This is a genomic window from Amphibacillus sp. Q70 (assembly GCF_052055485.1).
In the GTDB taxonomy this organism is placed as follows: Bacteria; Bacillota; Bacilli; order Bacillales; family Amphibacillaceae; genus Amphibacillus.
Genome location: NZ_CP197171.1, coordinates 3241418 through 3264267 on the forward strand (window position 1 = coordinate 3241418; position 22850 = coordinate 3264267).

20 protein-coding genes are annotated in these 22850 nt (G+C 34.9%); 2 read left to right on the forward strand and 18 right to left on the reverse strand.

The genetic code is table 11. From position 1 onward, the window contains the following. Window positions 1-26 precede the first annotated feature (26 nt). The 9 genes from ACS127_RS14585 to ACS127_RS14625 form a co-directional block, all read right to left on the reverse strand. On the reverse strand, window positions 27-410 hold the full coding sequence (locus ACS127_RS14585) for a hypothetical protein (protein ID WP_440895757.1): 384 nt from the start codon (window positions 408-410) through the stop codon (window positions 27-29). Next, window positions 403-1947: a RecQ family ATP-dependent DNA helicase gene (locus ACS127_RS14590; protein WP_440895758.1), complete on the reverse strand. Its 1545-nt coding sequence runs from the start codon at window positions 1945-1947 to the stop codon at window positions 403-405. Before ACS127_RS14590 ends, ACS127_RS14585 begins: the two co-directional genes overlap by 8 nt. 11 nt (window positions 1948-1958) lie before the next feature. Further along, entirely contained in the window at window positions 1959-3008 is a 1050-nt protein-coding gene (locus tag ACS127_RS14595) for a helix-turn-helix domain-containing protein (RefSeq protein WP_440895759.1), read from the reverse strand. A gap of 566 nt (window positions 3009-3574) precedes the next feature. Then, entirely contained in the window at window positions 3575-4678 is a 1104-nt protein-coding gene (gene aguA / locus ACS127_RS14600; RefSeq protein WP_440895760.1) for an agmatine deiminase, read from the reverse strand. Window positions 4679-4701: 23 nt separating this feature from the next. Continuing rightward, complete coding sequence (gene arcC, locus ACS127_RS14605) at window positions 4702-5634, reverse strand: carbamate kinase (protein WP_440895761.1); 933 nt, start codon at window positions 5632-5634, stop codon at window positions 4702-4704. 14 nt (window positions 5635-5648) lie between these two features. Then, on the reverse strand, window positions 5649-6746 hold the full coding sequence (gene aguA / locus ACS127_RS14610; RefSeq protein WP_440895762.1) for an agmatine deiminase: 1098 nt from the start codon (window positions 6744-6746) through the stop codon (window positions 5649-5651). After that, window positions 6739-8115: an APC family permease gene (locus ACS127_RS14615; RefSeq protein WP_440895763.1), complete on the reverse strand. Its 1377-nt coding sequence runs from the start codon at window positions 8113-8115 to the stop codon at window positions 6739-6741. The genes aguA (ACS127_RS14610) and ACS127_RS14615 overlap by 8 nt, the downstream gene beginning before the upstream one ends. 188 nt (window positions 8116-8303) lie before the next feature. After that, complete coding sequence (gene ptcA, locus ACS127_RS14620) at window positions 8304-9323, reverse strand: putrescine carbamoyltransferase (RefSeq protein ID WP_440895764.1); 1020 nt, start codon at window positions 9321-9323, stop codon at window positions 8304-8306. A 491-nt stretch (window positions 9324-9814) separates the two neighbouring features. Beyond that, window positions 9815-10783: a response regulator transcription factor gene (locus ACS127_RS14625; RefSeq protein WP_440895765.1), complete on the reverse strand. Its 969-nt coding sequence runs from the start codon at window positions 10781-10783 to the stop codon at window positions 9815-9817. Window positions 10784-12438: 1655 nt separating this feature from the next. On the opposite strand from ACS127_RS14625, the gene ACS127_RS14630 reads away from it, so the two are divergent. Both ACS127_RS14630 and ACS127_RS14635 read left to right on the forward strand, forming a co-directional pair. Then, window positions 12439-13521: an IS30 family transposase gene (locus tag ACS127_RS14630; protein WP_440894882.1), complete on the forward strand. Its 1083-nt coding sequence runs from the start codon at window positions 12439-12441 to the stop codon at window positions 13519-13521. Between the two features lie 353 nt (window positions 13522-13874). Then, on the forward strand, window positions 13875-14102 hold the full coding sequence (locus ACS127_RS14635) for a ferredoxin (protein WP_440898155.1): 228 nt from the start codon (window positions 13875-13877) through the stop codon (window positions 14100-14102). A gap of 40 nt (window positions 14103-14142) precedes the next feature. Here ACS127_RS14635 and ACS127_RS14640 read toward each other — a convergent pair whose 3' ends face one another. From ACS127_RS14640 to scpB, 9 genes are all read right to left on the reverse strand, one after another. After that, the gene (locus tag ACS127_RS14640) at window positions 14143-15390 is read right to left on the reverse strand and encodes a hypothetical protein (RefSeq protein WP_440895766.1); all 1248 of its coding nucleotides are present in this window, start codon (window positions 15388-15390) and stop codon (window positions 14143-14145) included. A gap of 16 nt (window positions 15391-15406) precedes the next feature. Then, window positions 15407-15919: an RNA polymerase sigma factor SigX gene (locus tag ACS127_RS14645; RefSeq protein ID WP_440895767.1), complete on the reverse strand. Its 513-nt coding sequence runs from the start codon at window positions 15917-15919 to the stop codon at window positions 15407-15409. A gap of 288 nt (window positions 15920-16207) precedes the next feature. Further along, complete coding sequence (locus ACS127_RS14650) at window positions 16208-17908, reverse strand: ATP-binding protein (protein WP_440895768.1); 1701 nt, start codon at window positions 17906-17908, stop codon at window positions 16208-16210. Continuing rightward, window positions 17908-18624 (reverse strand): response regulator transcription factor, encoded by a 717-nt coding sequence (locus ACS127_RS14655; protein WP_440898156.1) that lies wholly within the window; start codon window positions 18622-18624, stop codon window positions 17908-17910. Before ACS127_RS14655 ends, ACS127_RS14650 begins: the two co-directional genes overlap by 1 nt. A gap of 156 nt (window positions 18625-18780) precedes the next feature. Continuing rightward, window positions 18781-19518 carry a pseudouridine synthase gene (locus ACS127_RS14660; protein WP_440895769.1) on the reverse strand — a complete coding sequence of 246 codons (738 nt, stop codon included), beginning with the start codon at window positions 19516-19518 and terminating at the stop codon, window positions 18781-18783. A 279-nt stretch (window positions 19519-19797) separates the two neighbouring features. Beyond that, entirely contained in the window at window positions 19798-20331 is a 534-nt protein-coding gene (locus ACS127_RS14665) for a spore maturation protein (RefSeq protein ID WP_440895770.1), read from the reverse strand. Then, a complete protein-coding gene (locus ACS127_RS14670) occupies window positions 20328-20915 on the reverse strand; it encodes a nucleoside recognition domain-containing protein (protein WP_440895771.1) in 588 nt (195 codons plus the stop codon). Before ACS127_RS14670 ends, ACS127_RS14665 begins: the two co-directional genes overlap by 4 nt. Next, window positions 20915-21820 (reverse strand): D-alanyl-D-alanine carboxypeptidase family protein, encoded by a 906-nt coding sequence (locus ACS127_RS14675; protein ID WP_440895772.1) that lies wholly within the window; start codon window positions 21818-21820, stop codon window positions 20915-20917. The genes ACS127_RS14670 and ACS127_RS14675 overlap by 1 nt, the downstream gene beginning before the upstream one ends. A gap of 450 nt (window positions 21821-22270) precedes the next feature. Further along, on the reverse strand, window positions 22271-22846 hold the full coding sequence (gene scpB / locus ACS127_RS14680; protein WP_440895773.1) for an SMC-Scp complex subunit ScpB: 576 nt from the start codon (window positions 22844-22846) through the stop codon (window positions 22271-22273). Window positions 22847-22850 lie beyond the last annotated feature (4 nt).

The following is a 22850-nucleotide window of genomic DNA, read 5'->3' on the forward strand; positions in this document are numbered from 1 at the left end:
CAATGATATTCGTCATTTATTCATCATTATCCCTTGTTTAATATTATTTCATTTGATAGGAACTCTCTTAGTGAAAGGGGATATACTGATTCATTGACTTGTAATGATGCTGAGCCGCTATTTTCAAAAAAATAATCCCCCCAATAGCTATAAGTCAAAACGAGAATAACAAGAATAACAAATAAAATCACAAAGAATCTAACAAAGGCAAAACTAATTTTCCACTGAATTTTCGCTTTTTTTTCGTCATGGATTGTACGCCTTGGCGGTAAATTAAGCACATCTATATCATCATCGTCAACCACATCATCAGAGAAAGGAGTTGAATCATTCTCTTCTTCCTGATGTTGATTGATTTCTTCCATTTGTGCTCTTAATAATTGCGCTTGGTCCTCTTTTGTTTCACTCATTTTTAATTCCTCCTGCTTCAAAAGGTAACAGAATCGATTTAAGTTGATCTGACCACGAATTGGGTTCTTGTTTTCGAATCGTTTGTTCAGGTAACCATTGTTCTAATGTAAAACCACAGTGATCACAACAGTGGTATTTTGCTGGAGAAACATTTAGTTGAAAATTTTTAAATAATTGTTCCCGACGACAATTGGAGGTATTTATCCACTCAAATAATTCATTAAACTTACGTATTTTATAGCGGTTGCGTGATTCAATTTTTCGAATGAATTCCTGCCTGATTGTTTGATCGAATCTTTTTATATCTACTTTATCTCCTTCTACTATCATACCAGTTTCTTCGAAAAAATTCTTGATAAAACGCCATTGTATTTCATTTAAGCCCCAATAATTGATAAACGTCGCTTGGTCCAATTTAATGCTTTCCTTATTTATCTTCTTTTGGTCAATATGAATGATCAGCGTTTCTAATATATCAGCTGGAGGTAATTCGTTCATAATCAACCTTCGTGGAAGCTGTTCATCACCGGGGGCAACAAGTGTTATACTCACGCTAGCTAATTGGTCACGACCGGCTCGACCGATTTCCTGAATAAAAGATTCTAGCTGGGTTGGGAGGTGATAATGAATGATTAAGCGAACATTTTGTTTATCAACACCCATCCCAAAGGCACTTGTCGAGCAAATAATATCAATTTGATTTTCGATAAATTGCTCTTGAATAAGTATGCGTTCATTTGTTTCAAGCTCACTATGATAAAAAGCAATCCTTAACTGATTAAATTTTTTGCTTAATAATAAAGCTACACGTTCCGATTCTTTTCTACTTGAAAAATAAATAATCGTTGGAACAGCATATTTATTAAACAAATCCATTAAAAATTCATCTTTTTCCCTTTGATGCGTAACATGTTGAACCATTAAGGCAATATTATCACGATCCATTTGGTAAATATGTTTTTTAAACGCAATGGCTTTAAAATGGTTGACAATATCTTCTTGTACATCAGGAGTTGCAGTTGCTGTTAATGCTAATACAGTGGGATGATCCAGTTGCTCAATTATATCATTTAATTTCAAATAATCAGGACGAAATTCATGACCCCACTGAGAAATACAATGCGCCTCATCAACTACAAATAAAGCGATAGTTAATTGCCGTAATTTTCGCATGACTATTTTGTTCCGGAGCATTTCAGGTGATAGATAAATCATCTTATATGTATGCAAATCGTTAAAAATTAAAGCCCGCTCATGGGTTGTATTAAAACTATTTAAAGCAACAACTTTTTTAAATCCTCTTTTTTTAAGTTGCTTGACCTGATCTGTCATCAACGAAAGCAGTGGAGTCACAATAATGACCGTTCCCTTGATCATAAAAGCGGGTAATTGATAGCATAAGGATTTTCCAGAACCAGTTGGTAATGTAGCAAAGACATGCTTTTTCTGTAAGACATCTTCGATAATGTCTCTTTGTCCAAGACGAAAAGAATCGTAGCCAAAATATTTTTTTAACATGTTTTCTAATTGATCCATAATAAAGCTCCTCACAACTTCACTAAACGGGCTCTAGCCATTGTTAATCGAATTTGAAAATAACTATAATGATCACCTAATAATTGCTTAATTGTCGATAAGCGATGATCTTCAACTTGGTTAATTTTAGCCAAAATATACTTAAATGCCTCAGGTTCGATAAATGGCGCAATATTAAATTCCGGGATTGAATAGGTTAATTCAACAATATGATCTTCAATCGTACTCCTTTTTAAACGACGTCTTTTCATTATCTGTTCGACAGAATAGCCTTGCAAGATCAATTGATATGTTTTTTCAGCTGATTGAGTCACAGTTGACTTTATCTGTTGTTGTTCTCTATTTGGAATAAATTTGAATAAAGGGTTAATTTGATTCATTTCTATGAAAGAAATAAGCTGATGATAGCTTGCTGTTAATAACAAATAGACATCATGTATGGATAGATTATACTTTATCGCTACTTGTTGAATCGTTAAACCAAATCTTTGGTAACCTGTTAAGCGCTCAACAAAAATTTGAGCTTGCTGTTCATCAATTGTAGCTAGAAATTTTGCTAAATGACCATGAACTTTGCTTAACCAGTTTATAGTGTCTTGGTTGTGTTGATAATATTGTTTAACCCACTTTTGTATAACAGAGCTATCAATAATCGGTTGAAATTGCTTATGATTCATCGATAAATTACTATATGTTTGTAAAGTTAAAAGCAAACGAGCCATAAAAGGTCCTGTTTTGTTAACATAATCGATTCCTTTAAATGCTTGGATCGGGTGATCATCCTTATGCTCATTTAAATACAGCTCTCCCATTTTAGTTAATTCTGCATGATTTTGATCATCTATTCTAAGATAATTTTGTTCAATTAAATGAGCAAGTACCTGTTCAAATTCTCTACGTTTGAGTTGATTATATATTGCATATAAATTAGTCAATTGATAGATATGGGCATCTTGGATCGTCTGCGCAGATCGTCTCCCGCTAAAAATATGGTAGATTGAAGCTGTACTGCGCTGGCCTTTTACAGAGCTAACTGCTAAAAGAATAAGATAATTAAACATAATCAGACACCCATTTCGCTAGGATTCTATTATATATCATAGCAATAATGGATCAATAATTCCATTTGAATTTAACCAAATGAGGATATTTTACTGGCTATAGTTAAATTTATTTATCCTGCAAAAAGGCTGTTACAAAATGTATGATGTCCATCTTGCAATAACTTCTTTTTATCTGTTAAATGATCTTATCATACAAAATCATTTATCCCCGACAGCCACTTACGAGAACCTATAGCAGAAAAGCTAAGTAAAATATACCTATTTCATTTTTTAGTCGAACTCCCTGCTTAAAAAGCCAAATAGAACACTGCTATTTCGTGCTTTGAGCAAAATACCGAGGTAAACACTGGATAGAGTCCTTCTATCATGCGTTTCAAGCAATATTCCAAGTCAAAATATCAGATAGTCCGCTTCTATCCCATTTTTTATCAATTTTCATTTCGAAAAGCCGAATAGAATGTATCTTTACAAAGAAAAGAGCTGTTACACAACATATCTTTCATTGTGTAACAGCCCCTTCCGCTTTTTAAATACAATACGGTGATGGTCCTTTTACTAGATTACTATGCTTTTGGCTTTTGCAAAGTCATACAGTGAATATTTCCACCGCACAAGGACCATTCACGACTCCAGATTTTAATAATCTTGCGTTCTGGCATGAGTTCTTGTAACATTTCACAAGCTTTATCATCTAATGGATCATTGAATTGCGGCACGACTAAAGCATTATTAATCATATAGGCATTTACGTAGGTTACCGCTAATGGTAAGCCAGCTTCACGTGTAGCCGCCGTTTGACTGATATCGATCCCTTCATTTTCTTCTTCTGTAATGTACAAGATTTCTGGGATTGGAATTTTATGAATTTCCAATTTACGTCCTTTGGCGTCTGTTTCTTTACTTAAAATATCATAAGCTTCTTTTAATGGTTTATATTGTGGGTTATTAACATCATCTGTCCACGAAAGAGCTACAACTCCTGGACGGACGAAGAAACAAACATCATCAATATGTCCATCAGTTTCATCAAAAGCCATACCATCTTTTAACCATATCACTTTTTCCAAATTCAAATATTCTTTCAAGAGTTCCTCGACTTCATCTCTTGATTTTCCTGGATTCCGATTTTCATTTACAACACTGTTTTCTGTCACAATCAGTGTACCTTCACCGTCTACTTGAATCGCACCACCTTCTACAATGAGTTTATCTGTCGCATCATAACGATCAATATTATCTAATTCTAGAAGCTTTTGTGCAAATTGACTGTCTAATTTCCATGGAAAATACAACCCTTCATCCAAACCGCCATAGGCATTAAAGTCCCAGTTGACACCGCGTATTTCGCCTTTATCATTAATGACATAGAAAGGCCCTTTATCTTGTGCCCAAGAATCATCAGTCGACATTTCGATCACTTGTACTTCTTCAGGGATTCGCGCTCGACAATTCTCATATTGTTCGGCTGAACAGATCACTCGAATCGTTTCGTAAGGCATCATTTTCTTGACAACATCCACAAATACTTTTTGGGCAGGCTTACCACCAAAACGCCACGTATCTTGTCTTTCTGGCCAGATAATCCATGAGCATTCGTGTTCTTCATATTCCGCCGGCATTCTGAATCCATCTTTTTTGGGAGTGCTATCTTTTATTGTTCTTGCCATTTTAAAACCATTCCTTTCTTTTTCTACATTGTGATTGTTGTACCACTTTTGTTCAATATTGCTTGCGATGCTTGGTCTAAAGAGGCAATCACCGCTTTTCTTCCCAATTTCGTTTGAGCAAATTCAATTCCTGCTTCAACTTTTGGCAGCATACTGCCAGCAGCAAATTGTTGCTCTTTAATATAGTGTCTCATCTCCTCTATCGTTGTATTTTTTAAAGCCTTTTGATTTTTACTGCCAAAATTGACAAATACATGATCAACTGCAGTCAAAATAATAAAAATATCTGCATCAACTAATTCTGCCATTTTAGCAGCAGCAAAATCTTTATCAATAACAGCGTCTACACCATGATAACGACCATCACTATAGGCAATCGGGATTCCACCACCCCCACAAGCAATGACGATTTGATTATTTTCAACAAGTAGTTTTAAACTTATCTTTTCATAAATATCAATGGGTTTTGGTGAAGCAACGACTCTGCGCCAGCCACGTCCAGCGTCTTCTTTATAAACCCGTTCACTATTGAGCATTAATTTTTTAGCTGTTTCCTCATCATAATAAGAACCAATCGGCTTCGTAGGATTAGAAAAAGCCACATCTTGTGAATCGACAACAACTTGTGTAAGCATCGTAACTACTGGTAAATTTTTAATACCACGGTTAACAAGTTCCTCATCGACAGCTTGTTGTAAATGATAACCAATATAGCCTTGGCTCATCGCCGTACATTCGGGAAAAGGCATGAGGCTGTGCCCATTTTTTTGCTTAAGTTCTTCAAAAGCCAGTCGGATTTGACCAACTTGTGGACCATTCCCATGACCGATCACTACTTGGTTTCCTGAAACAACCAGATCTACAATTGATTTGGCAGCTAGTTTTGCTCGAGATAGTTGTTCGTTTGCAGAATTCCCTAAAGAATTTCCACCTAATGCAATAACAATTCTAGCCATCGTCTTTCATCCTCCTAGCGTTTTGGCTGTTGTTGTGTAATACAATGGATATTGCCCCCACCGTAAACAACTTCAACAGTATTAACACCAACGATTTCTTTATCCGGGAAGATTTCTTCCATTTGTGTTAATGCCAGTTCATCATTGACATCGCCATATTGCGGTACGATAATTCCATCATTAGTGATCAAGAAATTTAAATAGGATGCAATGCAGGTGTCACCATCTTCGCGCGGAATTGTTCCTTCCACAAGATCAATTTTAAATTCTCCTTTGATCATCACTTCTTTTTCTGGACAGCAAACTTTATGAACCTTTAACTTTCGCCCTTTAGCATCTGTCATTTCAGATAAACGCTTGTAAGCATCTTGGGCCGCATCATAAAAAGGGCTTAGCTTATCATCAGTATAAATGCAAGCCACTTCACCTGGTCGAACAAAACAAGCAACATCGTCAACATGACCATTGGTTTCATCTGGATCAATTCCGTCTGTTAACCACAAGACTTTTTCACAATTTAGATAATCACAAAGTTTCTGTTCAATTTCTTCTTTACTTAATTCAGGATTACGCCCTTCACTTAATAAACACATTTCTGTCGTTAACACTGTCCCTTCGCCATCAACATGGATAGATCCACCTTCTAAGACAAAATCATCTGTTCGATAAGAATCAACTTTTTCAATCTCACAAATCTTTTGTGCCACTAAATCATCTTGATCCCATGGAAAATAAAGACCATCGACTAAACCTCCCCAAGCATTAAATTTCCAATCAACTGCCCGTAGTTCGCCTTTGTCATTTGTTAAGAAAGCTGGTCCAGAGTCACGTACCCAAGAATCATTATTCGACATTTCATAAACCGTGATTTCCGGCGGCAGTAGTTGCCGACAATTCTGAAATTGTTGTTGGGAAACTAAAACATTCATCGGAGTAAATTTGCTAATTACTTTAGCAACTTCGGCAAAAGCGTCTTGAGCAGGTTTCCCACCATCACGCCAATTATCAGGTCGTTCCGGCCAAATCATCCAAACCTTTTCTTGTGCTTCAAATTCAGCTGGCATTCTAAAACCATCTTGTTTCGGAGTTGAACCTTTTATTCTTTTAGCCATTTTTTTGCGCTCCTTCTTTTGTTATTTTTTTACACCAAATAATTACTTCTCCAACTAATACTAATAAAATCGAGCCGATTAAAATCGGGAGCTGTTCACTCAGTGTTTCAGAATCAAATTGCAAAGGAACTGCTGTAAATACCAAGGAAATAAGAATCAAAAGCATCGGCAAGATCATCAAGAATTTTAGAAAATTATCACTGCCGCTAACTTTAAATGGTCGAGGAGAACTTGGATCAATTTTTCGCAATTTATAAAAAGCTGGAAATGCAGGTACATAAGCCAATAACACCATCACTAAATTGAGTGAAAAGAAAGCCCAGAATAGATCTTGATTAGGTAGTAGTGGTGCTATAATCACAATAATTGAGGCAATGCCCCCATTCATCAAGGAGGAACCAATCGGCATGCCATTCTTTTTACTAACTTTACCAAACGGTTTTAACATATCACCTTGCTTGGCGGCGTAACAAGCTAGGCTGTTAACCCCAAATGACCAAGAGATCATATTCCCAAATAACGTTAATAAAAATAAGAATGCCATTAAACCGATAAACCATCCATTATCTATACCAGTCAATAATTTAAAAGCATCCATTAATCCGCTACCTGTATTGATTTGATCAGCAGGAATAGCGACCCCAATTCCAAAAGCAGAGAAAAGATAAATGGCGGCAATTACAATTCCTGCAGTAATAATCGATTGCGGAATTTGTTTTTTAGGGTTCTTCATTTCGTCTGCCATCGTACAAATGACTTCAAAACCTAGCATATTGAATAGAATAACGGAAATAAAAGATAAACTTCTTAAATCAAAGGATGGCAATAATGATTGCACTGTGACCTCATTAGCAACTCCCTTGGTTACCGCTGTATAGATTCCTAAAATCCCAATCAAAACGGCTAAAATTACTTTAATTACCGCAGCCCCATTTAAAATCCAGAGGCTATCGCTAACTGGATAATAACTCAACCAAATAACAATCCAGATAAATAATAATTCAATGACAATGGATAGCAATGTTCCGCTTCTAATACCTGTCATTGCTTCAATCAAATCTGGACACACAACCGCCAATGACGCCATCCAAAGTGGAAAGTTGACCCAATAATACCATGAAACACGAGATCCCCATCTATGTCCGAATGCTTTCGTCACCCAATCATAGAGACCACCTTCGCTGGTATAAGTTGTTCCTAGTTCAGCAGAAATCAATCCATAAGGCAGTAAGAAGGCGATTAGTAGAAAAATCCACCAAAAATATTGTGAATTTCCAATTGATGCAGCTGGAGCAGCAGCTTCTGCAACGAAAACAACACAAATAACAGATAATATCGCACTTGTTAAGCTAAATTTATTTTTTTTCACTTTTTTTCTTCCTTTCCGTGATGAAAGGTTGCAATAATAACAACATTCAATCATTAAAACGATAAACCGTTTATGGTGTTATCAAAATTTGCTTTTCCAAAAATAAGAGACAGCTTAGATCAACATTTTATTAAAATTAATTAATAAGTTTAGGCAATTTATAGGTTTAATATTTTTACTAGTCGCTTTTATAAAACTGTCCCTAAGAAATTTTCCAAATCCTCTTTTGCCTTTGCTTGCTCTTGCAAATTAATCGGATTTTTTTCTATATAGTCATTCATCAAGTAAACGAGTAAGCCTCGAATAGAAGTCAATCGATTCTCTGCTTCATCAAAACAGATTGAATTCGTACCATCCATCACTTCGTCAGTAACTTCTTCTCCTCTTGTAGCTGGTAAGCAATGCATGAATTTTGCATTTTCTCCTGCCTTTTTCATTAATGCTGTATCAACTTGATACTTAGGGAAGAAAATATCTCGTCGTTCTTCTTCAGAAAGCTCTGCCTCGTATAGGCCATACCACACATCTGTATACACAAAATCTGAGCCCACAATCGCTTTCTCATCGTCGGTTACCGTATAAGAGCCTCCAGAAGTTTGGCAAATCTGATCTAATTTTGCTTGATGATCTTTATTGAGCTGAAAACCTTTTGGACCAAAATGGACAAAATCCATTCCCATTTTCGTCGTTATTAATCCTAATGAAAAACAGACCTGTGTTGCATCACCAATAAATGAAACTTTACAATTCTCTAGTTTTTTTCCTGCTGGCAAATGTTCGATCATCGTACACAAATCGCCTATTTCCTGGGTTGGATGATTATAATCCGACATTCCATTAATCACTGGAACAGCGGCGTATTCAGCCAAATCATTCACACTATGGTGACGTTCAACTCTTGCCATTAAGATATCAACTAAACGCCCTAAAACTTGGCTAGTATCTTCGATTGTTTCGTGACCGCCTAGTTGAATCTGACCGGGTGCTAAATATTGTGCATGTCCACCTAGTTGTGTCATTGCTGTTTCAAAGGAAACTCTGGTCCTGGTTGAACTTTGCTGAAAAATCATTCCCAATGTTTTGTCTTTTAACAAGGGTGGATAAAAAGAATGGTTGACTGCTTTTTTAATTTTCAATGATAACTCACAAATGTGTAAAAGTTCCTCCTTTGAATAATTTTCTGTTGAAATAAAATCTTTTTTTTGCATCTGTTTTCCTCCTTGTAAAATATATTTCAGAACATTTACAGCTCCAGCTTAATCAGCGAATGCAGAGTTTACTATAAACTCATGTATGTAAACGCTAACAATTATCTAAAACGTAATTGTTTACTTGATTTATTGATGTTTCTTTTCACTCATTTTTTCGTTTATTTAAAAAAGTTTAGCTGGGTTTAGAAAAGGTTGAGACACCACTCCGCTTTTATAAACCTGATTTTTAAAATAACCAAAAGTTTTGGACAAAAAAATAACCTATTTTAACTTATTGGCTGTTAAAATAGGTTCCATATTTGTAAATAAACGGTTAACAACTTAACGAATGCTAAATAACAACAAGGTTTCGATAAAAAAATCTAAAAAAGGTTACTAGCAAATAAGCTAAAAGAGGCTTTACCCTGCATAGCCTAAAATCAAAATTAAAACACCGTAGTTAGCGCTAATTCATTAAAACTTGATACACAAGCTATAAGCCTCTTATTTTAGTTCATTTTATTGTTCTTCATGGAATGCACCTGTTGTTCATCGACAAATAACTGATAGCGTGGAATAATCTCAGTTCGTTTATTGATATTCAATTTAATAAAGATATTGTGTATATGTGTCTTTACTGTTCCTAATGAAAGGTGTAGTGTATCCGCAATAACCTGATTTTTTTCTTTTTCCAGTAACAGTTGAAAAATTTCTTGTTCCCTCTTCGTCAATTGATAAACTTGGCAAAAACTCTGGAACTTATATTGATATTGTTGACTATAATCATCAGTGGAACTAGTTACTGAAAGAAGGTCTTTGTCACAAAGAAAATAGTTTAGTATAAGCAAACAAGTTAGAATATAAAAGAAATTTTCCGTAAAACTACGATTATTAATTTGAAAGATATCATATTTGTCTATAGTAAAAATAACAAAACGATCTTCTAAGGTGATTAAAACACCAAAAATAATGATGACTTTTGCGAAAGCTTGACTGTATTTTTTAACTACATGAGACAGCCCCTCTTTCTTTTTTAAATTGTACATAAGATAAAAACCAATATAAATAAAATAAAGCTGATAAGGAAGAAAATAAAACCATACCTGCAACGCAGAATCAGGTAGCAGAGGGACTGAGATCCACCAAATGGTTATACCGATCAATATCGCATAATGTTGGAACGTCACTTTTTCTTTGATTAAATGAGCAGCAATATAAGAGAGCAAAAGACAGTTTAGAATAAGAATAGAAGTTTTTAAAATAGGAGTCGTCATAAAAGCTTTGTTGTACACTTCTGCAAAATTAAAAATAAATTCTGTCATTGAAATTAGGAGATTGTCAAAGACAGCTAAACCGATAAAAGCAACAAATGCCAAGTAAAGTTTGCTATTTTCTTTTAAATAATAAATGAGAGAAAAAGTAAGAGTAACAGTACAAAGAATAACGTATAATGCATTGTAAACAAAGATGAATGTCATTATGGATCCTCCTCGTATAATGGTTACCTAAAACTTGCAACATTAAAATTCAATATAGACCCTTGGCACACATAGATTAATCGATAGAATAATATATGTATAAGTATCCAGAAACAGTATAGTCGTAACCCGAATCCATGACATAACATACAAAAAAATGCGATTTGATTAGTAACTCAACTTTCGCACACTGAAAAAAGCTATTAACCCTTAATTGTGTTCGAGAGAGTCGGTATTCAATACCTAAGTTGACTTTGATTTTCTTATCTGTTTGGAGCACTATTTCGTTCCGAAAAGCGATGAGTTCGCTTTCCTCGGGGATGGCTTCAGCTAACTTGAGTCGCAAAGATCGCTCCTCAAGTGGATCTTCAGCTCATCTTATTCCCGCAGGAGTCTCACCCATTGCTTGTCTTCACTTAGATGGATACTCTTAATGAAATGGGTCAGTCCAATCGCACAAAATCAGTAATAGAAGCAAAAATAGCTCTTATTAGTAGGTAGCTACCTGATTGAAATGCCGTTTGATATGATCTTGAAAGTCAGCACTCCTCATGGTAAGAGAGACTACGATTCAGCAGGGGAGATATGTGGAGACTCCTGTGGGAGTAGCGTGAGGTTGAGATCCACTTTGACAAGTGGTTTTTGCTTGGCAAAGTTAGCTCAAGCCACGCCCACGGAAAGCGGAACATATCTCCCCTGCGGGTTAATAACGATAGCTTTATAATAAAGGAATTATTCATCAAAATGTCTATTTGCAATGTCAATATGTGGACTTAATCGTTAGTCCACCCTTCAACCATCTTAGCTAAACCTTAATATTTTGATGCGAAAGTTGAATAATAAAATAAATTTGAATTTAAATACTCAATTGACGACTGATAGTCAATTGATATGAACAACGAAGGATTTATCTATTTTAGAGACATATCAAATAGACCTATACTTTTCTGATAAGAGGAGTTAGCCTATTTGGTCAAAAGATTGAAGCAGTTAACAATTTATTTATGAAAATGTGGTATAGCGCCTTCTAAATATTGATAGTGATTGATTAGGGCTTGTTATTTCAAAGTTCAACTGTTCACATGAAAAACTATTTTGCAAGCCATTATCATCATAGACTTGATCACTGTTCGGAGATAGCCTTTTTGGGCTTTCTTACATAATGACTGATCATCCGTCTATCAACTTTCCTAGCCAACAATGAAGGTTAAGTTTTTTCTACATCACTATCTGAAGCTTTCAGTGTTGTTTTATCCCAAGAGTCGCTAAATTAGGTAAGATATCCTTTTAAATTTGTTTTAGATCAGGATGCATTCCAACAAATCTAAGATCCGTATGTGGTATTAATTTGTCGTCTGTTTCTTCAATGCTAAACTCTATCATCAAATCACCTTCTAGGTTAAGTCATGTTATCCAAATTATGTCTGATAATATAGAGGAGAAATATCGGAGGATTTTGAGTCTTTCTAGCAAAAATTTAAATAGTCAATAAACAAACAAGCGAACGGAGGGGGGTTTTACAATAAATAATATAACACAAAATAAAAAAAGAAAAAACCGTAGATTATATAATCAAGTTAGTCACCTAAAATAAAAGGCCATGTGAATCTCATGTTATATTGAAAGTACGACCAACCAATATAAGGAGAATTCACATGACCCATGTAAATACTATCACAGAATCACGGAAAGGGAAACACCTTACATTTGCTGAAATGAAACAGATTGAAGCATATAAGAAACTCGAGTTATCAAACCGAGCGATTGGCCGACTGCTTGATCGCAATTATCAAACCATCAATAATAATGTTAAGAAAGGGACTGTTACACAAGTCCAAAAGCAAACACAGAACGGCAAATCCTATTTTTATGAAAGAGCAGTTTATTTCGCAGATGTCAATTATGACGTCTATGAAAAGAATCGTTCGCATTGCGGCCGCCGCCCCAAATGGGTTGATGGACATGAATTTGTTGATTGGGCTGATCAAAAAATGCGACAAGACAAATGGTCACCTGATGTTGTTGTCAATGTAGCTAAAAGTGAAGCCTTCTTTCATGAATCCATCATTCCAAGCACGTCCACACTTTATCATTGGATTGATAGTGGCATCATGCAGACAAAGAATATGGATTTGTTAGAAAAGGTTGATCGAAAACCACGCTCCACAAAAGGCAAAGGACATCGAAATAAAAAGGTGCATGGTATCTCAATCGAAGAACGTCCAGAATCAGTTAACCAGCGAAAGGAATTCGGACATTGGGAAATTGATACGGTTATCGGTAAAAAGAAGGCTGATGAACCTGTTCTATTAACGCTTGTTGAACGTAAAACAACCTTTGAACTCCTCTTCAAAATTGATGGGAAAAGAGCAACGCAAATTGATGATACCTTACAACATATGATTAGTCAGTTAAACGGAATCGAAGGTGACATTTTTAAAACCATTACCTCAGACAATGGAAGTGAGTTTAGTAATCTATCTGAATTGTCTAAAGAGATTGATGTCTATTACTGTCATCCATACGCTTCCTTTGAACGAGGAACCAGTGAAAATCAACATAAAATCATCCGTCGTTTCTTACCCAAACATGAGTCGCTGAAAGATGTTAATGAGGATCAAGTCAAAAGGGTTCAACAATGGATGAATGACTATCCACGAAGAAACCAAAACTATAAAACACCTCACCAAGCATTTGTCTTAGAGCTACAGAAATTACAGCTGAATCTTGTTGCTTAAAATCATGTTTAACCCAGGTATGTCCCGTGATGGTGTGCATGGATCTGTTTGGCTTTAAAGCCAAACAGATCCATGCACACCACTAAAGCACAAATTCATGCCTTTACTGACATAAAGCAATATAACTTTGTGAACTCACTAAAATAATTATTCTAAGTGACTAACTTAAACTTGAAATTTAGGAAAAAGAAAAAACAGGAATTTGTTACGAGTTTGTTTAAAAAGAAGCATCAAAATAAATTTAAATTTCCCACTGTCAGTTGGATGAATTCAGGATAATTCCATTCTTGCTTATTTAAAAAAACAGTTTTACAATGAAAGATAGAGTGATTATGAAAGTGAGGCATCAAGAGATGGCATACTATACTTGTGTGGATAAAGAAACTTGCATTGCTTGTGGTTTATGTGGTGCACTTGCACCTGATATATATGATTATGATGATGAAGGATTAGCTTATGTCTTGTTAGACGATAATACAGGGGAGTTAGAAATTCCAGATATTCTGGTTGATGATATGGAAGATGCACACGAAAGCTGCCCAACCGGATCAATTAAAATACAAACAACACCTTTTGATTGAAAAATAGAAAAGAGCCCTGTTGATTAGAGGCTCTTTAAATTTAATGTAAAAGTTTTGGATTGACTCCGTCTGGAACAGGAATAGGTTCTGTTAAATCAAATTCATCAACCTGAATCAGATCACCTTCTATACTAATTTCAACTAACTGAAAATCAAAGCTCTTAGCTGTCATCAGAATGGATTCAATCATTTCTTTGGTCATTCGGTTATCACCGAATAATGAATGGGATGCAAAATCAATCCGTAACAAATCTTGATCTGACGGATCAACTTCAAATTCAACATTTGATGGAATCGTACCAGTAATGGAAAAGTCTGTTTGATCATATTGCATTTCTCGAAACGCCTCATCAATCGTAAAGAACTGTTCACTATCCATATTTTGTTTGATCGGTACCAAAAGCCGTTCATTATCCTCATTGCCCTCATATTGATAAAGTTTATAAGCTAAATGATGAACAGGTTCTATTTCCAAAGTTGAAATTTCGCCAAATGCTCCTAAATCAATGTAATCAGTCGATCCGGTACGGAGATTTAATTCATCGGCTGGGAAATCAGCAAACATAAAATTGATCATTTCTTGAAAGCTTTCTGACCAACTTGACCCTTGTGGAAATTGATAGTCATCAGCTACGATCATGTCAATCGTTTGATAGTCGTCACTAAAATCGAATTCTACCTCATCAAATGGAAAATGATCAACACCATACTCTTCTTCATCAATGAATGTCAACATTCGGTTATAAACATCATTTGGATCCCCTTCTCCTGTTGAACTTGTGTCTACTAATGAAATCGGGATCGCGTACATATTCTGTTGATCGACTACAGCGATATTATAAATGGAAAAGTCCTGTTGGTTATTGTAGTAAACTAACTGCTTGCTTGGAGCACTTTCATCCTCTTGATAACCATCAAAAGTTTCAACATCTCCCTCTAAATCACCTGTATCATCCTGCTCTAATTCCTCTTCTTCATCGGTGTCTTCTAACGTATTCATGGTACCCATTTCTTGATCATCTAGGTTACGCATATTGTTAGATTGCTCCGCTAACTGATCATGGTTAAACATCCCTGTTTGGATCATGATAACAATTAAAATGGCAATCGCAGCTGTTGCAATTGATGGAACAAACCATTTATAGTGATTATATTTTTTAGCAACTTTTACACCATTCATTGTTTGATCAATTTTTTCATATAATAAAGCCTTGCTTTGTTGATCTTCAATTTTAGGCAGGTTATTGAGCTGCTTTATGACTTTATTATCTTCTTGTTCCTGATCCATCATAGCTTCACCCTTTCTAATCTTTATCAATTAATTGTTGTAGTTTCTTAATTGCTCGATGTTGCGTTGTTTTTACTTTACTTTCTGACCACTCAAGAATTTGAGCTGTTTCATGGATAGATAAAGATTGTATATAGCGAAGGATTAGTACGTTTTTTTGATCAAGCGTGCATTGATCTAATAAATGATAAATTCTTTTCATTTCATCATTCAGTTGAGCAATCTCTTCTGGTAGAGGTTCTTGATCCTTAATTCGTGCCAAGTTCTGCTCTTTATTAAAGAAGTGAGCTAATTTATTTTGCTGTCTTTGTTGTTTTCGGAAATAATCCATTGTTGTATGACGAGCAATAGAGAAAAGCCAAGTTTTTTCACTGCTTTCTCCTCGAAAATTTTCATATGATTTTAGCACTTTAATGTATACTTCTTGTACTATATCTTCGGCAGCATGCTGGTTCTTAACCATGTAATACACATATTGATACAGGTCAGTATGGTATTGGTCATAAAGTGAATGAAACGTGGTCTCCACGAATAGACCCCCTGTCTACATATTAGTCGATCATTGATATTAAAAGTTACAGCATTCTTTTTAAAAAATGCGCTTCGAAAGTTTATGTACTGAACACTTAACAGAAAAATTCAAATAAGATTCCTATAAATATTAACATAAGTCATAAGTTTTTTACATTTGTTTTTTTGAGGTGGTTCAAATTTAAACGACCATTGTTCCATTTCTCATTTGTTAAATTGACCATCTTTGTATACCCAATAAAAACGATTTTTTAAAGTTAAATAAAACCAGCTTCCTTTGTCTACTTTAGTCAATCGGTATCGTAAATTTAAAGGTTGTTCCCTCGCCTTGTTTGCTTTGAACACCAATTGTTCCACCATGCGCTTCAATAATTTGTTTAGCAATAGCTAAGCCTAATCCTGTTCCTTTTTTGACTTTATTCACTTTTGAACGAGCTTTATCAGCCATATAGAAACGTTCAAATATAAACGGCAAATCTTCTTTAGGTATACCTGTTCCTGTATCACTGAGTATGAAAACAATTTGACTTTTTTCTTTAAATACTTTTAACGTAATTTTTCCGTTTTCATAGGTATGTTTAATCGCGTTATCAATTAAATTGGTAAATACCTGTTCCATTCGATCATAATCAAATTCACCTTCAGTTATGTCTTCACTAATATGGTAACTAAATATAAGTTTATTTTCGTTCAATTGATTAGTAAATTTCTTGATAACTTTATCAAGAAAAGCACCAATAGAGTGTTTTGCTAGAGATAAATCTAAATGTCCCGATTTTAAACGTGTTAAATCCAATAATTCATTAACGAGCCGACCCATTCTTTGAGACTCATCATGAATAACTTGTGCAAGTTGTCTTTGTTCTTCTACTGTTTCTGCTACTTCATCAATAATTGCCTCACTGTACCCTTGTAATAAAGAAATGGGTGTTCTAAGCTCATGTGATACATTCGCAATAAACGTTTCCCTTAACTGATCCAGTTGATGTTGCTCTGTGACATCACGTACAATAGCAACCGCACCTTGAATAGATGTTTTTCTATACAAAGGCGTTATTATAATATCCCAATCTCGTCCCTGAATATTTATATGAAAACTCTGACTTGATCCTTGATCAATCACAAATTGGAAAAATTGATCAAACTCATCTGGTAAACGTTTTACATTTGCACTATTTTTTTCATAATGAAAATCGGCAATAAAATAATCAGCTTCCTTATTTGAAATAATAATATCACCATCAAGATTCATGGTCATGACGCCATCTTTCATTGATCCGATAATACTAAATAAAATTTCCTTTTCTTGCAATAAGGTAGAAAGCTGATTGCCAAGTTGACGGCTCATTCGATTAAATGACATAGCTAATTCACCAATTTCATCATGTGTATCCATTGGTAATTTAATATTGAACTCGCCATCAATCATTTGACGGGTACTTTTTTTCATTTGTTTTAACGGGGTTGAAATGCGACGTGATAGTAGGCTCACAAATGCGATAAATGCTATGACTACAAAAAGAGCAAGCAAAATAAATGTCCATTTTAAAGCTATCAACTGTTCTAATATCTTGGACATGGGTGTATATACTGCAAGTGAAAATGGTTCTAAATGGATACCAGCAATAAGTATTTCTTGATTATTATGATTGAATTGATCAAAATAGACTTGATTGGTTCTATCTAGATGAGCTAGAAACTGTCCGATCCGATGATCACTCATATCCTTCTCATTATTATCCACTAAGAAAAAATCAATTTCATCAGTTACCACATGTTGAAGCTCATCATATGATTCAACAACATCTGGCTGTTCAAGCAAGTAATTAGCCATTTTCTCTGTTGACATTTTAAGCTGCTCTTTTGCTTCTGTTATTAAACTATTTTTCTGAAATTGATATATGGATATACTTAGTATTGAATAAAGGACAAAAAATATAACAAAAAAAGTTAAGCTATTCTTAGCTACAACATTTCTCCAAATCATTAATCATCATCCACTTCAAATTTATATCCTACCCCCCAAACAGTCGCAATCATTTGAGCGGCTTCTTCCGATGCTTTACCTAGTTTTTCTCTCAATCGCTTAATATGTGTGTCGACTGTCCTTAAGTCACCAAAAAACTCATACTGCCATACCTCTTTTAATAAGCTTTCACGCTCAAAGACATGATCCTGATGGCTGGCCAAGAAATATAATAATTCATATTCCTTTGGTGTTAAAGTAATATCTTTTCCAGCTACGGTTACTCGATGGGCATTGCTATCAATTTTTAATTGTTTAAAAATAAGCACACTATTTGACATACTGCTTTGATCTAATTGACCAACTCCTTGAGAACGCCGTAATAAAGCCTTTACGCGTAAAACAACTTCTCTTGGACTAAAGGGTTTAACGACATAATCATCTGCACCTGCTTCAAATCCCTCGATGCGATCAGACTCTTCTCCCTTAGCCGTTAACATTAGAATCGGCATCGTTTGATTTTTTCTTATTTGTTTACAGACACTGATCCCATCTAGAGTAGGTAACATTAAATCGAGAATCACTAAATCATAATCATTTTCTTCAGCTAATGCTACCCCATCCTCGCCATTATCCGCTTCTGCTATTTTAAAATTGTCTCTTTCTAAATACATTGTTAACAAACGTCGAATTCGTTCCTCATCTTCTATAATTAAAATCGTTTGTTGATCTTCCATCATCGTTACCCCTCTCCTACACATCAGATTTCTCTTTATCAGCAAAAAACAATAACAATCACCATATTTCGCTTAAATTGATCAAAAAGACCAAACTGTACTGAAAACATCCTATTTGTTCTTTTTGTTCTAGAAAAATCTGGTCCTAACATTTAATTAATTATCCTCTAAAGCATCATCTTTAAGCCGTTGTACTTCTTGCTTAGTTAATTCTCGATAATCTCCGGGCTGTAGCCCTGTTAAATCTAAAAAACTGTATCTTTCTCTTTTTAATTTAAGTACTGGAAAATCAATTTCTTCAAACATTCGTCTAACTTGCCGATTCTTACCTTCATGCAGCGTTATTTCAATGACTGAATTATTTTTTTGTTTATTTGCTGATAATAATCGTACCTGCTTTGCTTTTAACAGTTCACCTTTAGAAAGGATGCCCTTTTTAAATAGTGTAAAAGCTGATTTTGGAGGAATCCCCTTAATTTTAGCAACATAGACCTTATCAATTTGATGACTTGGATGCATTAATAATTGAGCTAATTCACCATCATTAGTGAGTAAGATTAAACCAGACGTATCATAATCAAGCCGGCCAACTGGAAAAACTCGTTCATCAACGTCAGGAACTAATTCCGTGACAATTTTTCTGCCTCGATCATCTTTAACACTTGAAATAAATCTTCTTGGTTTGTAAACAAGATAATAAACAAGGTCTTCTTTTACAATAGGAACATGATCTACTTCTATCAGATCATTTTTATTAACCTTCGTTCCTAGTTTTTTAACAATTTCCCCATTCACCCTTACTCTTCCATCTACAATAAGCTGTTCAGCTTTTCTTCTTGATGTCACGCCACTTTGGGCAATAACCTTTTGTAATCTCTCATTATTTAATGACATAAAATTCACCAATTTCTACTATAGTCTAACGTACTTGTTGTTTACCTCTTATTTTGCCAGATAAATCAAATGAAAACAACTACATTTCTACTTAAGTTTGTCGATTTTACGGGGTAGTTATATTTAAAATAACATTTACACCTATAGACAGGCAAAGATATGATACAAGCTTACCACTTTTAGCATCATTCTATTTTTGTCACTGCTTTCATCTCACAGTTAAGGAAAAGATAGCAGGTCACCCGTTCGTAAAACCAGTATTTCTGATTAAATCATGAGCTAGCTAAACAGAATTGTAATGATGGTAATTGCTGTTATTATACCAATAAGATCAGTAAGTAGTCCAACTTTCAATGCATCGCCCATTTTTTTAATGCCAACTGAACCAAAATAAATCGTTATAATATATAAAGTTGTATCTGTGCTACCTTGCATTGTCGAGGCTAACCGACCTATAAATGAATCTGGACCAAATGATTTCAATAGATCAGAAGTAACAGCTAAAGCAGCAGTTCCAGATATCGGTTTTGTCAAAGCGAGCGGAACAATTTCACTAGGAACGCGAACGATATCTAACAATGGTTTTAACAAATTAATTAAAAAATCAAGTGCACCTGAGCTCCTAAAGATTGAAATAGAAACAAGCATTCCTAACAAATAAGGAAGTAAAGAAATGGCCATTGAAAGCCCCTCTTTACCTCCTTCAACAAATAAATCGTAAGTGGGGATTTTTTTAAAGGTACCCACCACAAGAACGATCAAAACAAAAAGTGGTATCGCAATCATACTAATGACAGAAATCATATCGATCATTTTCTCTGATTCACCCTTCTATAATAAAATAATCGGTCAATCACAATAGCAATAAACGTTGTAATACCTGAAACAATAATTGTTGCTGCGACTGTTTCAGTTGGTGCTATTGAGCCATACTGAATTCTTAGTGCAATGACAGTCGTCGGTATTAAGGTTAAGCCTGCTGTATTGATGACTAAAAATGTAATCATCGATCGTGAAGCTTTATCACTTTGCTCAAGTTGCTTCATTTCTTTCATTGCTTTTAAACCAAGTGGGGTCGCTGCATTCCCTAAACCAAACAAATTTGCAATAAAATTAGATGTAATATACCCCATAACAGGATGATCCTTCGGTAGATCGGGGAATAATCGAGTAATGAGTGGCTTAAAGAAACGACTTAAAGCAGATAATATATTGGCTTTTTCAGCAATCTTCATGATTCCAAGCCAAAATATAAGGATACTAGTTAATCCTATCACCAGTTGAACCGCTTCTTGAGCACTCGTGAAAATAGCCTCATTTACTTCTGCCATTGTTCCATTAAACAATGCATAGATAATCCCAATACAGGCTAAACCTGCCCAAATAAAATGTACCATTATTGTAATCCCACCATTTGTTTTAGATAATAAATCACAGTTTGCGTTAACGAGCGATCATCGGTATTTCTCACCTCAGAATGGGTCTCTAAATCTAAATGATCAGCTTGTTCAAATCCCCATTCATATAGACGCATATGATCAAACCAGTCATTCGGATCATTGATTGTTACTACTATTAATTGAATGCCTTCTTTTTCAGCAACAGTTACTAACGTTCGACCCGCTGCCTTTGTATAGCCTGTCTTACCCCCGATTGTATAAGGATAATAGTTGGTCAACAATTTATTTTTATTCGACCATGAGTAGGTCCGTTTTTCTGCCTGATGTGATTTAGTACGATTTATTGTGGCAAACGCTTCATTCTCCATGGCATATCGCATTAACTGAGCAATGTCTTCCGCTGTAGAATAATGGTCGTCTGCATCAAGACCATGTGGATTAGCAAAATGGGTCTCTTCCATTCCTAGCCACTCAGCTTTCTCATTCATTAAATAGACAAAGCCTTCAACACTGCCCCCAATATGTTCGGCAATAGCAACAGCTGCATCATTTCCTGAGCGGAGCATTAATCCATAAATGAGATCCTCCAACGACATCGATTCATTTTCAGTTAAATAGATTGAAGAGCCTTCTGCCGAGACTGCTTCCTGGCTTATTTTTACTTGATCTGATAAATCACCATGTTCAATGGCGATAATCGCTGTCATCACTTTGGTAATACTAGCAATTAATTGAGGATTGTCCGTATTTTTTTCATAAAGAATCATTCCAGTTTCTTGATCCATTAAAACAGCTTGTTCAGCAGATACTAATGGTTTTGCATAGATATATTCACTGTTGATCATCGATAAATAAATAATAGTTACGATAATTAATATCGTTTTGATCTTTCGACCTCTCATAAGACACCTTCTTTATTATCCCCATTTATTGATATATTTTAAATTTATGCAAGAGATCAATAGTTATGCTTTGTAAGTTGAGTTATTATTTGTCCAATCCTACTTTCACTAAAAATAAGGAAAATAGTGCATGGAGGGATCCTAACGGGACTTTTCAAGCTTATACTTAGATACTCATCCATGTTACTATTTGAATTAATTTAAAATAATTGTTGATATAAATACGCCTGTCTAAAGAATTTAATATGTGCTGAAGCTCGGTTTTCGATACAGATTCAAGTCCTTAGCTCTTTCACTTCTCACTATAGCTCTAAAAAGAAAAATAGTGGGTAAAATCATCCATCGATGATCTTACCCACTATTTTTTCCTTTTTTACAGTGAGAGCTTTCATTTCTATTAGTCCAATTGTTAAATGAAAAAATAATGATCGAAAAATTTCATCTTTTTCACTATTCTTCATTTAATTTATCAAAAAATAAATCAGCTTCTTCTGTGATATCGCCTTCTTCAATATGCTCATTTAAAGGTGGAAGTTCTTCAATTGAACGCAAACCAAAATAAGTCAAAAAGTCCAACGTTGTTCCAAACATCATTGGCCGACCTACGGCATCTTTTCGCCCTACTTCTTCAATTAATCCACGCGATAGGATCGTTTGGATCGGTCGGTCACTCTTGACTCCCCTGATTTCTTCAATTTCCGCACGTGTAATCGGTTGATTGTAAGCAATGATCGCTAAGGTTTCAAGGCTTGCTTGCGTTAATTTTGAGGTATGTGAATTTGATCTTAATTTTTTAAAGTAATCAGCATGCTCCGGCTTAGAAGTTAGATAAAAATGCTTTTCTGATTCAAGTATTTGAATGCCACGCACCGTATTTTCATAATCATATTTTAATTCATTTAATAGATATTTAACGGTATCTTGGTCAAGTTCAATAATAGATGAGATCTGTTTAATGGTTAATCCATCAGAACCAGATACAAATAATAATCCTTCAATAATCGCCTTAAATTGACTTAAATCCAATCTT